The organism is Campylobacter concisus (assembly GCF_002165785.1).
Lineage (GTDB): Bacteria > Campylobacterota > Campylobacteria > Campylobacterales > Campylobacteraceae > Campylobacter_A > Campylobacter_A concisus_W.
Window position 1 is genome coordinate 132,855 of the sequence record NZ_NDYO01000004.1, and the last position, 12,861, is coordinate 145,715.

Below are 12,861 nucleotides of genomic sequence, written 5' to 3' on the forward strand. Positions count from 1 at the left end.
CTTTAAAATTCTATTACATTAGGGAAAAATTCCACTTTGTGGTACTCTTTTTCATTATTTAAAGCATTTTTTATTAGCTCATCATTTTTGCTAACAACTGCTTTAAATTTAGCTGATTCTTTCTTGTCTTCTAGGCTTTTGACGACCTTTATTGCACTTTCTGGATTGATAGGCTTATTGTCTCTATAAAGACCAAAATGCAGGTGTGGCCCTGTGCTCATACCGCTTGTGCCAACGTAGGCTATAAGCGTACCTTGCTTGACTTTTAGACCACCTTTTATGCCTTTAGCAAAGCCATTTAAGTGGGCATAAAGCGTCTCATAGCCACCAGCGTGAGAGATGATGACGGTTCTGCCATATCCGCTTTTTTGTCCAACAAATTTAACCGTACCATCGCCTGCAGCTTTGATTGGTGTTCCTTTTGGAGCACCGTAGTCAACGCCAAGGTGTGCTCTATATCTTTGAAGAATAGGGTGCCATCTTTTTAGGGTAAAAGCTGATGTGATTCTAGCGTTTGCAAGAGGGCGGACTAGTAAAAATTTATCATTTTTCTTGCCGTTTTTATCATAAAATTTATCTTCAAATTTATACATAACGTATCGTTTATTTTTTGTTTCTATCATCGCAGCATAAATTTCTGGAGTGCCAAAAGAGCGGCCCATACGTATTTTTTGATTATAAACGATAGCGATCGTATCGCCTTTGTTTATCTTTTTAAAATCAATGCCACTTCCTTTAAAAATTTCTTTAAAGCCAAGAGCTAGCGTGCCAGAGCCAGTGTAGTCAAAAATGTCTTCAGAGACTGATTTGTCCACCTTTAAGGCTAAAAATTTATCCTCACTTTGATAAGAGATGGGAAGAAATTCGAGCTTAAATTTATCATTGTCATCTCTAAAAATATGCATTTGAAGCTCGTCACTAACAGGGATTAGTACTTGTTTAGTGTTACCGTTGTCGTCTTTATAAATTTGATACTTTGTGCCAGCGATGATCTCTTCTGTTAGCTCTTGATCTTCGGTTGCTAAGTTATAGTAAAGTGAAAGTGGGATTTTGTTTGTCTCTAAGAAATTTAAGAAGTTACTTCCATTTGGCCAGCTAAGCTCTTCGACACTTGGCTTTATAGCGTATAAATTTATAGATAATATTGCAAAAATTATAAAAATACGAGGCATTAATGTCCTTTTAAAAAGCTGGCGGGATTTTAACTAAAACTTGCTTTAATTTTGCAAAAGATAAAGCATTTTAGGCTATAATCGCTCTAAAAATTTAAACCTAGGAGATATTTTTGAAACGTATATTTGTGATTTTATCGCTAGTTTTTGGCTTTGCTTTTGGGGCCGATTTTTCTTTAAATGAGTATAGAACTCCTATAATTAGCGTCGATAGTGATGGCACAGCGACGATAGTTGATAGTCCAGAAATTTTAATCGGCTCAAGTGGCGTTGTGCTTCATAAATTTGATACTGATAGCTCTATCATCGCAAGAGTTAGCGTTATCTCAAAAAATTCTGGCTTTGCTAAGATTAGATTTGAGGTGTTTGACCTATTAGAGCAAAAGGCACTTCCACTTCCAGGCATTGCACCTGCAAGTGGCGATATGGTCGTGTTAAACTATCTTTACAATCGCTCACTAATCATCGTGCCAAATAAAGAAATTTATGAAGAGATCACATCTGCGTTTCCAAATATGATATTTATCCATCCAGATCTTATTGGAGCATATCTAAGCTATGAGTACAAGCCAAATCCAAGTAGAGATGACTTTAGAAAAATGTGTGCTCAAAGTGCAGCTGGTCTAATTTTCGTAGCGATGGATGGCAGAAGCGTTTTTGCCGATTGCCAAAGCTTTAAAGTGCTAAAAGAATTTAAAAGTGGCGAGGTTGAGTACTATCAGCTACCATTTTATACAAGAGTTAGCGACATAGACACTGTGTTTTGGAAGCTAAATAGCGAGCACATTAACAACTACGACGCTCACTACGAAAAACTTTTCGAAGAAGATAACTGATAAATGAGCCGTTTGTCCTTAAGTAAGCAAAATTTAAAGGAGTTTTTAAATTTACTCCCAACGCTTAAGGACAAAGAGCTCTTTCACTACGCCTCAAGCCTTAGTTTTCATACGATTTTATCGATCATTCCGATACTTCTTATATCGTTTTCTATCTTTACAAAACTGCCTAGTTTTGAGGATTATTACGCCAAGATTCAGGACTTTATCTTCTCGGCTCTTTTGCCAAGTAATCAAGAGATCATCTCAAACTATTTGCAAAATTTCTTACAAAATAGCGGAAATTTAGGCTTAGTTGGCTTTGTAGCGATGATATTTACATCAGCCATGTTTTTTAGCGACTATGAATATGTAGTTTTAAAAGTGACACGTGCAAGTAAGGCTAGAGGATTTTGGTCAGCACTTAGCTCGTATTGGACGCTTATTACGCTCGCACCACTTGGTCTTGCTGGTAGTTTTTATCTTTCAAGCCTCATTCAAGAGATGTTAAACTCAAACGTGATCACAAACTCGATAAATTTTTTGAGCATATTTCCATATCTCATCATCTGGGCGATATTTTGCATCACATATCTCATCTCAGTAAATGACGAGATAAAGTTTAAAAGCGCATTTTTTAGCTCATTTGCCGCCTCGCTTGTTTGGTATATTGGCAAGTCGGCCTTTGTCTACTACGTCCTTTATAACAAAACCTATTTAAGCGTTTATGGCTCGTTTTCAGCCGTACTTTTCTTCTTTGTCTGGATATACATCTCGTGGATCATCTTTTTATATGGACTAAAGCTTTGTGCTTATCTTTCAAATAGCTCCAAATTTAAAAGATAAATTTAATAGTTAGTACTAGCTGGCAATATATTTTTATAAATTTACCAGCTAGTATGATTTGTATTATTTTATGTAGAATATTATGTAAAATCAGCGTTTAAACTCGCAAATTTCTATCTTTATGCCAAGCTCTTTACTAAATTCTTTAGCCTTTTTCTCTAGCTCATCTTTGTCAAAGCAGATAAGATCTATGTAAGATCGCATCTCGCCATTTGCTTCACCTATGATCTCACAAATTTCACTCTCTTTTAGCGCGTCTGAAATTTTGTTTTTGCTATCAACGCCAAACTGTATGTCGCCACCGTGAGATATGGCTAAAAAGCAAAAATTTATACCAAGCTCAAAAGCTTCGTTATAAGTATCGCTTGCGCCGTCGTAGTATTCGTTTAGTAGCTCGCTAAGAGATGTATATCCTGTGAAAACGTCGTCACGTAGCTTGTTTGAGCGAGGCTCTAGCTCATAGACCATAAAATTCTTAAGCGGCTCGTTTGAGGCTTCTTTACCAAATTTCTCATCTATAAGATCGGCAAAGTCGATTAGCGGCACGCCTTTTTCTCTTGGCTCGTCTATTATCTCAAACTCTCCAAGCATATTTATCATGATCATCTCGCCAACTACGTTGTCACAAAGTATGAGCGATAATGTATAAGCCTTATTTTCATCTTCGCTTTTAAGCTTGCTTAGAGTTTCGTTATATAGGCACATATCTACGCTTTTGTCGTTGAAATTTGCATAGACCATGACCTTATTTGCATCAACGCTTACGCCATACATTTGTATAGTAGCGACGTTTCGTGGTGCACGTGGCTTGCCAAGTGTGCAAGTAAGCTTTGACTCATACTCTTTTGGCATGCGTGACTTTATAAATTTAAGCCACAAAAGCCTATGTTTAAGTCCTTCTGGAGTGAGTACTAGATCGATCTTTCCATCAATAAGGCCTATCATAAAAGTTGGATCGACTAAACATAAATTTAGCGCTTCTTCGGTCATTTTACTTGCAGCTTCAAAATTTTTATCTTCTAAATTTTGTTTGATGGCGTCTAAATTTTTGCCAAACTCGCTCCAAAATTTATCAACCCTGCTTGCAAAGCTAGAGCTCTTTTTAGAAAACCACATTTTTATCCTTGTTTATTAAAATTTTCAACATTTTTTTGCGTATAAATTTTCATCGATGGAAATTCTAAGGCACTTAGCTTGTCATATCCTTCTTCATTAAAAACACATCCCGTATCGATATTTGCGCTATTTGTATAGAGCTTAGCCTCGCGCACTGGCGTGTGGCCATAGACATTAAATATGCCTTCAACTTGCATCATATCGCCTCTGCCTGATAGTACATGCCTTCTAAACTCATCTCTTGAGCTATCATCATCTCTTAAAGTCCAAAATTTACCAACAGCCGAGTGCGAAACGACCAAATGCTCGCCATTTTGGTTTTTACACTCTTTAAACTCCAGATAAACTGGCCTTGTTTCTAAAAAATCCACATGCCTTTGCTTAAACTCCACACTTTGTCCAAGGTATGATCTATATGTCTCTTCTCCGCCGTTTCCAAAGAACCAGCTCCTGTCAAATGGCACTTTGTTGTTTAGAAATTCAAGTTTATTACTTAGCAGCCTGCGCTCATGATTTCCCATTACCATTTTATAGTTATTTTGTATGATAAGCTCGACTACATCGCAACTAAAAAGCCCCCGATCTATCACATCTCCGACAAAGCAAATTTGTGATTTTTCTTTGTCTGGAAACTGCTTGATAAGCTCTAAAAGTGTGTTAAAACAGCCGTGCACATCGCCTATGATATAAATTTGCTCGCTCAATTTTTCTCCTTTGTGCCAAATTTTAGTCTATTAAGCTTAAAAATGTAGTGTAAAGAAAACACTTTTGTATAGCTGTACTATATTGGCGTAATGCTAGCGATATATAAAATTAAAACCTAGTAAAAGATATTTAAAATTTAAGGAATTTAAAGCAGAAGGGAGCCTAAGCTCCCTAAAATCATTGTGCGTAAAAGCCGCTAACCTTGCCGGTGAGATCTATCATGATATTTTTCATTTGAGTGTAGTGCTCAAGTATGATCTTGTGTGTTTCGCGGCCTATACCTGAGTTTTTATATCCGCCAAATGGGCTGCCTGCTGGGATTTGGTTGTAAGTATTGATCCAAACCCTGCCAGTCTCCATAGACCTTGCAACTCTTAGCGCTTTTGTGATGTCTTGCGTGAAAATACCGCCACCTAGGCCATATTCGCTATCATTTACCATTTTGATAAGCTCGGCTTCATCTTTAAATTTGATCACAACGCCAACTGGTCCAAAAATTTCCTCCTGAGCCACTCTCATATCGTTTGTCACATCAACTAACAGTGTTGGCTCGACAAATGCGCCCTTGTCGCAACCATTTGCGGTGTAGGCTTTGCCACCGACTGCTACTTGTGCGCCTTCTTTTTTACCGATCTCGACGTACTCTAATATCTGCTCAGCTTGTTTTTTGTTGATCTGAGAGCCCATTTGGGTATTTGGATCTAGCGGATCGCCAACTTTTATGGTACTAAATTTCTTAACCGCAGCCTCTATAAATTTGTCATAAAAGCTCTCTTCTACGAAAATTCTCGATCCTGCGCAGCAAACTTGACCTTGGTTAAATAATATTCCAAGCTGAAGGCCATCAAGCGCTTTGTCTAAATTTGCGTCGCTAAAGAAGATATTTGCGCTCTTGCCACCAAGCTCAAGTGTGGCTGGGATGATACGGCGAGCAGCAGCTATAGCGATATCTCGGCCGATCTCTGTTGAGCCAGTAAATGCTAGCTTGTCAAGGCCTGGATGGTTTTTGATCCACTCGCCGCTCTTGCTGCCTTTACCAGTTATGATATTTATAAGACCTTTTGGCAAAATTTTATCTATCAGCCTAAATAGCTCAAGCACGCTAAGACTTGTCTCGCTTGAAGGTTTAAATACGCTCGCATCGCCTGCTGCGATCACTGGAGCTAGCTTCCAAGCTGCCATCAAAAATGGAAAATTCCAAGGAACGATCTGACCCACAACTCCTAGTGGCTCGCGTAAAACGATAGAAAGCTGCTTCTCGTCAAGCACATTCGCGCTGCCTTCTTCGCCCATGATAACGCCAGCAAAGTACCTAAAATGCTCTGCTGCAAAAGGAATATCAACATTTAGCGTTTCGCGGATCGGCTTGCCGTTATCCATACTCTCGACTTTTGCCAAATGCTCTTTGTTTTCATCGATGATGTCAGCGATCTTATTTAGCAGTTTTGCTCGCTCGCTAACTGTGGTATGTTTAAATTTATTAAAAGCCTCACGTGCAGCACGAACTGCATCATTTACATCTTCTTCAGTCGCATCTGCGATCTTTGCAAGGTGCTCGCCGTTTGCTGGATTTTTGGCATCAAGGGTAGCGCCGTCTTTTGCGTCACGCCACTCACCATTTATGAAAAGCCCGTATTTTTCAAGTAGTTTCATACTTTTCTCCTTGATTAAGATTTTGTAAAAGGATTATAATATTAATAAAATTTATCAAAAATAAATTTTTACTATAAATTATTTTTTTTAATAAAATTTATTATCTAATATTAGAAATTTTAGGTTTAGTCTTTCCAAGAAAGTGAAAAAGTAGTTTCTTTGCCAAGTTCGCTTTGGCACTTTACTTCTATACCATTTTTTATGCAGCAACTCTTAACCAAGCTTAGTCCTATGCCAAAGCCGCCCTGATCGTCGTTAAATCTCGTGTAGCGATCAAAAATTTGCATTTGTTGTTCCTTGCTGATGCCGTGACCTAGATTAGTTATGCTAAAGAAATTTTGCTCTAAAATGATACCGACCTCGGTATTCGGCTCTGCGTATTTTGCGACATTGCTTAGGAGATTATCTAAAATTTTACCCATATCTTCAAGGTCTGCGTTTATGAAGCTTGGCTTTAGACTGGCATCTATCTTAAGTCCACGTTTTGCAAAAAATGGCGAGAAATAGTTAATCTTTTGTGATACTAGTAGCTTTAGATCAATTATCTCTTTTTTAATTGGCTTATTTAGATTAAAGCATAGATGTACAAGCGTGTCATAAATTCCGCTTAGATTTTTTGCGGCAAGGCTGATGTTGTTAAAACGCTTTAAATTTCTATCGTTTAAATTTTCAAGATCAGCTGTTTCAATGCTCATAGAGATGACGCTAAGTGGCGTATTTATCTCGTGCGTGGAGTCTTTTATGAAGCGGTTTAGTGTATCTATCTTTTCATAAAGCGGTCTTAGGCTTAGTTTTGCTAGATAAAGGGCGACAAAGAGCAGGGCAAATAGGAAAAATGCAGCCTTTAGTGTGGTCGAAATTTGCAAGGATAAAATTTCGCCGTTGATATTTTTGCCAACTAGAAAGATGTTTGCGCGTGCGAGCTCGTCCGTGGCGTTATCCTCCATATACTGGATCTTTTCAAAGATCGCTACCTTGCCGTCTATTAAATTTACATTTTTGCCTTTGTTAATATTTTTGCACTCAAAATCTTTATAAATTTTCTCGCCATTTTCCAGTACGATACAAGCATGTACGCCCTTTTCGTTTGTGAGGCTTGAGACCGAGCCTAGGCCACTCATTCTGGCTTTCATATATATGCCCATCTTGATCTCTTTTAGGCTTTTTACCTCATTTAAGATGAGTGCTTCTTTTTTATTTTGGTAGTCGTGTATAAAAAAATAGCTCAAAAATAGCACAGAGCTAACAAGGTAAAGGGATAAAATTTTAAATAAAATTTGTGTCTTTTCAGACATAGATGTAGCCGTCTCCACGCTTGTTTAAAATGGCCTCTTTGCCTAAGATTTGGCGTAAATTTTTAATATATACACGAAGGCTAAGCTCGCTTGGCTCCTCGTTATATTTCCAAATTTTATTAAAAATTTCATCTTTGGTTAAAATTTTGCCCTTGTTTTGCAAAAATAGGGCGAGCAGGTCGCTCTCTTTGCTCGAGATATTTACATTTTCGCCGTTTTTACTTAGGGTTTTGCTCTGTGGATGAAAGCTAAAATCGCTTGAAATTTTGATCGCATCTCCACTGTGATGTGAGAAATTTCTCTTTAGAAGTGCTTGTATACGTATGAGTAGTTCTTTTAGCTCAAATGGCTTTTTTAGATAGTCGTCGCAGCCACTTTTGTAGCCTTTTTCAAGATCATCAATGGTATTTAGCGAGGTGGTAAAGATGCTAGGTGCGCTAACACCTAGCTCTCTTAAGGAAGAAAGAAGTGAAAAGCCATCTCCTTGTGGGATTTTGACGTCAAGTATAAGCAGGTCGAAATTTTGCTCGTAGGCGAGATCAAGTGCATCTTTGGCATTATCTGAAGTAGTGACCTTATAGCCATTTTCGCTTAGATACTCACTGATGAGATCAAGTAAAATTTCATCATCTTCAACGAGCAAAATTCTAACCATTAAGCACCTTTACATGCCTTTTTTCATTTCGTCTTTTTTCATACCCATGTCATCTTTTTTCATTTCGTCTTTCATGCCCATGTCATCTTTTTTCATTTCATCTTTTTTTATCATGGGTTTTTTGCCCATGTCATCTTTCATCATCTGCTCTTTCTTCATCATCTCGTCTTTGCCCATGTCATCTTTTTTCATCATTTCAGTAGCATTTGCAAGACCACCAAGCATAAACATAGCACCAAGTGCAACTAGTAGTAATTTCTTCATAACGTCTCCTTTAAATGAAATATGATGAAATACTATCTCTTTAGTGTGAAGTGAGCGTGAATTTACGCAAATACAAAATATATAACTGGAAGCGTGATAAATGAAAAAAGCACGCCTATGGCCACTGATGAGATGGCTAGCGAGCTATCAAGGCCAGCTTTTATGACCATCGCACTTGCAAGGGCTGATGTTGGCATTGCACATTGAAAGAGGCCAACGACCCAAGTTTTGTTCATCTGGATACCTGAAAATTTTAATATGATGAAAAATACGATAGCTGGTAAGATCATCTTACACAAAAGCACAACGCTAACGCCTTTATATGAGCTTGTGATACTACTAAAGTTAAGTCCAACACCAATCGCAAAAAGTGCCACCGGAGTAACGCTACCCTCAAACATCCTAAGTGGAGCAAAGATGAATTCTGGCAAAGGGACTTCTTTTAAGATAAGAGCCATAATAAGCGCGATAAATGGCGGAAATTTTAAAATTTTCATCGTATTTTGAAATAGGGAAACCTTCTCTGGTGCAGCAAAAGAGAGAATAAGTGGCCCAAGGATCGAAAGCGGGATACCAGTGGCTATTTGATCGTAAAAGATGACTTCATTTACCATCGCATCGCCAAAGAAGCCTTGAATGACAGGCATACCGACAAATAGGGTATTACCAAAAAGGCTTAGCATGACCATGCTGACAGTTGTTACTTTAGTAAATTTAAAGATCTTACCAAGCACCAATGCCATGACAGCACTAATAGCTGTTGAGCCAAAGCCGATTAAAATGGTGTTTATGAGTGAAACATCAACATTGACGTGGTAAATTTTGTCAAAGATTAGCGCAGGCATTGCAAAACAAAGGACAAAATCCACAAATGGGATTGAGTGCTTTTGCTCAACAATGCCGACTTTTTTAGCAAAAAAACCAGTTGCGATTATGAAAAAAATTGCAAAAAGTGGAGTGAAGTTCATAGCATTCTCTTTATAAATCTAAATTTTTACGGAAAATTGATTATAGGACCCATAAGATTAAATTACAATAAACCTTTTTTAAAATTTGCTCTCAAAATTTATGCCTTAATATCAACTTTTTTATAAAATTTATCTCTCTCATCTATCTTTTCTTTACTCTTTAAATCATTCTCAAGATAGCTGATATTATAAATTTCTCTTGTAGATATGCTTTTGCCATTATTTAGACTGATTAAAAATTTACTCTCAAATTTATTCGATAGATTGGCAATAGCGATCGCTCCAGCATCTTTTAGGCTTACGATTTTATCACCTTGCATGAAGCCAATATCCTTAAAATCCAAGCTATTTAACTGCACATTATTCATATCTTTTGCCTCTAAATTTATGCTAGTTTTTAGCTCGCTTGATGTATTTAGCTTGCCAGTATCGTTATAAAGCTCTTTTACGTCTATCTCTCTACCACTATCAAATTTTAGCCTTATGGTACCATCTTTGTTTAGCTTCATAGCTATGACGCTATCGCTATCTTGTAAAGATGCGGCAGCTGTGGCTTCATTTGTTATAAAAGCCTTTTTTACCTTTTTTAAATTCGAGATACTAAACTCAAACCCAGTTACTTGCTTAAATTCATTTTCCATCGCGATCATTTTGGCTGATTTTGTCTTCTCAAGCTTTGATATATAAGAGTCTGAATTTTCTTCGAATTTCTTTAAATTATTGCCAAGATTTTCTATCATTTTGTTGTATGCGTCAAACTCAGCGTTATAATCTTTGTAAAATTTCATAAAACTATCTTTTTGAAATTTTATATATGAGAAATTTTCATCTTTTTTGTAATCTTTGCTCGGCTCAATGATCGGATTAAACTCGCTTAGTCTTGCAGTGTCATCAAAACCCACTTTAAGATAGGCAAAATTTTTAAAAGAGCTATCTTTGCCAAAGATGTTATTGTGTCTTAGATCGACCCAGCCATCTTTTTGGGCATATTTTTTAAAGAAATTATTTATATCATTTTTCTCTATCTTTTCATATCTGTTTTCTGCAGCGAACAAAGTATTTGGATCTGAGGCGTAGTAAGAGTACCTATAATCAATATCTTTTGTATCCACGTAAAGATCGGGATTATTTGTGATCGTTGCTTTACGATTTAGCTCTTCTCTTTCTATTTGGTTGTGATTTATGACATTTGTGCTGATAAACTGCCTGAGATCAACCCTTGGCATCACGTCGCTTAAATTTGCTATTTTTTCATTTCCGTCTTTGTCATAACCTCTTACTTTTAGCTTATCAAAGAGTATATCTTTTTGGTCTAGCACGCCGTCATTGTTGCTATCAAAGCTAAAAAGATAGCTATTATTTTCTAATTTTGTAGTGCCAAGTTTATCGTTATCGCCGTAAATATCTAAAAATACTTCTACTTCGCCATATTTTGTTTTTAGAGTGTTTGAATAAGCGTAATCATTTAAATTTTTAAATTTTGTATTTTCTAGGTATCCACTTTTTAGTGTATTTAGCATGCTGCTGCTATCTAAAGCCTTTATATTTTTAAAGTAGGCATTTTCATTAAAATTATAGCCTCTAGAAAGCCCATCGGAGTGAATTTTATTGTTGCTGTAGATGAAATTTTTTGAGTAGTTATTTAAAATTTCTTCTACTTTTTGTAGGATTTTGTGTCTGTTTTGCTCTTTTATCTCAGCATCAGTGATATTTATAACTTTGCTTGCCTTTATACTTTCTTTTAGACTTGAAATTTGTTCATTGTTTATCTCTAAATCTTGTTTATCCTTAAAGGCATGGAGCATATCTGTATGATTTTCTAAATCTTTTAAATTTATAAAGTTATATTTCAATGATGCAATATTCATCTAAAATCCTTTTTAAAGATGTTGCAGATAATATCGGATAAATTTAGAAAGTATTTAGGTATATAATGGTGCCCGAGGTCGGACTTGAACCGACACAAGGTTGCCCTTACCAGATTTTGAGTCTGGCGCGTCTACCAGTTTCACCACTCGGGCTAAGTTAAGATTGAAATTTTAGATTTGTGAGAAGAAAGAAAAAAGGGGAGAGTTGCTCCCCTAAAAAGAAATTATTTCTTTTTACCTTTTTTAGCAGCACCAGCAGCAACTGCTTCTTTAAGTTTTTTGCCAACTTTGAATTTAACTGCTTTGCTAGCAGGAACGTCGATAACTTTTTTAGTTCCAGGAACTCTAGCTTTTCTTGCAGCTCTGTCAGCAGTACCGAAAGTACCAAAGCCTATAAAGCTAATTGTATCGCCTTTTTCAAGAACTGCTTGGATTATCTCCAAAGTAGCATCAACAACTTTTAGAGTATCCTTTTTTGAAAGACCAGCCTTGTCGGCAACAGCTTGAATAAATTCAGCTTTTTTCATGAACCATCCTTTTAAGAAGTTATGTGGCTATATTACACTCTTTTAAAAAAAAATACAATACTTTTTCCCCAAATTTAGCTCTTTTTTTATATTTTTTTAACAAAAAAGCTAATTTTTAAACCTTTACTCGCAAATTTCAAATGTGATTTCATTTTTTAACCCCATCTTCTTCATATCAATAAGCCTTAAATTTTTAAAATTTAAACTCAATAGTTCATCTTTATTTTTTATAAGTTTATTTGCTATCTGGCGCAAGACTTCGCCTCTATACGCTTTTGCGTGATGACTCACTATTTTTTTATTTTTTACAAAACAAAAAGTTATGTATTCTTTTTTTATAGTGTAAAATTTTTCATAAAACTTAGCTCTAAGGTCTAAAATCTCATCATTTTGCAAAAAATCATTAACCGCTTTACTAAAATTTTTTTCATAAAATTTTGAAATTTCAAAGCCATCTAGCTTTTCACCTTGTTTTAGTTTGTACTCTGGTATCTCATCCTTTGCCAAGATAGGTCCAAATAAATTTGAAAATATTAAAACATTATTATCTATATATTTTTGTGCCTCATTGTCTAAACCACGATAGTTTAGATGTTTATAAGCCACTCCATCATATCTTAAGATGGCCTTTATGCTGCCTTTTTGAGATAGGCTTTCTCGCAGCTGCTTGCTCTCTTCAAGCTCTTTTAGCCCAAAAAGCTTTTTTATCTCGTCTAAATTTGCGTTTTTTAAAAACTCATCGTATCTGTTTAAAATTTCAACTCTTTTGTCAAAAAGCTCTGGAAATATCAAATCCCTACCATTAAATTTATTATTCGTATTTAGAGAAATTTTGCTTTCGCTTGGAGAAAAGAGAATTTTTAGTGCCATTTTTCTTACCTATTTTATATATAAATTTTTGTTGGATTATACAATAAACTTTTTGTGCTAAAAAAAATCAAATTTTTACCGATATAAAAACAAGCGGAATCATTTTT

13 protein-coding genes and 1 tRNA gene are annotated in these 12,861 nt (G+C 36.0%); 2 read left to right on the plus strand and 12 right to left on the minus strand.

Going from position 1 to position 12,861, the window contains the following annotated elements:
• Positions 1 to 2: 2 nt before the first annotated feature.
• Complete coding sequence (locus B9N62_RS03315) at positions 3 to 1,172, minus strand: peptidoglycan DD-metalloendopeptidase family protein (protein WP_087584362.1); 1,170 nt, start codon at positions 1,170 to 1,172, stop codon at positions 3 to 5.
• A gap of 113 nt (positions 1,173 to 1,285) precedes the next feature.
• Between B9N62_RS03315 and B9N62_RS03320 the strand changes: the two genes are divergently transcribed.
• On the plus strand, positions 1,286 to 2,008 hold the full coding sequence (locus B9N62_RS03320; protein WP_087584363.1) for a plasminogen-binding N-terminal domain-containing protein: 723 nt from the start codon (positions 1,286 to 1,288) through the stop codon (positions 2,006 to 2,008).
• Positions 2,009 to 2,011: 3 nt separating this feature from the next.
• The gene (locus B9N62_RS03325) at positions 2,012 to 2,833 is read left to right on the plus strand and encodes a YihY family inner membrane protein (RefSeq protein WP_087584364.1); all 822 of its coding nucleotides are present in this window, start codon (positions 2,012 to 2,014) and stop codon (positions 2,831 to 2,833) included.
• A 90-nt stretch (positions 2,834 to 2,923) separates the two neighbouring features.
• Here the strand turns inward: B9N62_RS03325 and B9N62_RS03330 are convergent, their stop codons facing one another.
• The 11 genes from B9N62_RS03330 to B9N62_RS03380 form a co-directional block, all read right to left on the minus strand.
• Positions 2,924 to 3,949, minus strand: coding sequence for a hypothetical protein (locus B9N62_RS03330; protein ID WP_087584365.1), 1,026 nt, complete (start codon positions 3,947 to 3,949; stop codon positions 2,924 to 2,926).
• Positions 3,950 to 3,951: 2 nt separating this feature from the next.
• Positions 3,952 to 4,653 carry a metallophosphoesterase gene (locus tag B9N62_RS03335; RefSeq protein WP_087576930.1) on the minus strand — a complete coding sequence of 234 codons (702 nt, stop codon included), beginning with the start codon at positions 4,651 to 4,653 and terminating at the stop codon, positions 3,952 to 3,954.
• A gap of 178 nt (positions 4,654 to 4,831) precedes the next feature.
• Positions 4,832 to 6,307, minus strand: coding sequence for an aldehyde dehydrogenase family protein (locus tag B9N62_RS03340; RefSeq protein ID WP_087584366.1), 1,476 nt, complete (start codon positions 6,305 to 6,307; stop codon positions 4,832 to 4,834).
• Positions 6,308 to 6,432: 125 nt separating this feature from the next.
• On the minus strand, positions 6,433 to 7,602 hold the full coding sequence (locus B9N62_RS03345; RefSeq protein WP_087584367.1) for a sensor histidine kinase: 1,170 nt from the start codon (positions 7,600 to 7,602) through the stop codon (positions 6,433 to 6,435).
• Positions 7,595 to 8,257, minus strand: coding sequence for a response regulator transcription factor (locus B9N62_RS03350; RefSeq protein ID WP_087584368.1), 663 nt, complete (start codon positions 8,255 to 8,257; stop codon positions 7,595 to 7,597). The genes B9N62_RS03345 and B9N62_RS03350 overlap by 8 nt, the downstream gene beginning before the upstream one ends.
• Positions 8,258 to 8,266: 9 nt before the next feature.
• Positions 8,267 to 8,521, minus strand: coding sequence for a pyruvate kinase (locus B9N62_RS03355; RefSeq protein WP_054196512.1), 255 nt, complete (start codon positions 8,519 to 8,521; stop codon positions 8,267 to 8,269).
• Positions 8,522 to 8,583: 62 nt separating this feature from the next.
• Positions 8,584 to 9,489, minus strand: coding sequence for an AEC family transporter (locus B9N62_RS03360; RefSeq protein WP_085657464.1), 906 nt, complete (start codon positions 9,487 to 9,489; stop codon positions 8,584 to 8,586).
• Between the two features lie 98 nt (positions 9,490 to 9,587).
• Entirely contained in the window at positions 9,588 to 11,357 is a 1,770-nt protein-coding gene (locus B9N62_RS03365) for a response regulator (protein ID WP_087584369.1), read from the minus strand.
• A 66-nt stretch (positions 11,358 to 11,423) separates the two neighbouring features.
• A tRNA-Leu gene (locus B9N62_RS03370) sits at positions 11,424 to 11,510 on the minus strand.
• Between the two features lie 71 nt (positions 11,511 to 11,581).
• Positions 11,582 to 11,884, minus strand: coding sequence for an HU family DNA-binding protein (locus B9N62_RS03375; protein ID WP_087584370.1), 303 nt, complete (start codon positions 11,882 to 11,884; stop codon positions 11,582 to 11,584).
• Between the two features lie 123 nt (positions 11,885 to 12,007).
• The gene (locus B9N62_RS03380; RefSeq protein ID WP_087584371.1) at positions 12,008 to 12,754 is read right to left on the minus strand and encodes a YaaA family protein; all 747 of its coding nucleotides are present in this window, start codon (positions 12,752 to 12,754) and stop codon (positions 12,008 to 12,010) included.
• Positions 12,755 to 12,861: the final 107 nt, after the last annotated feature.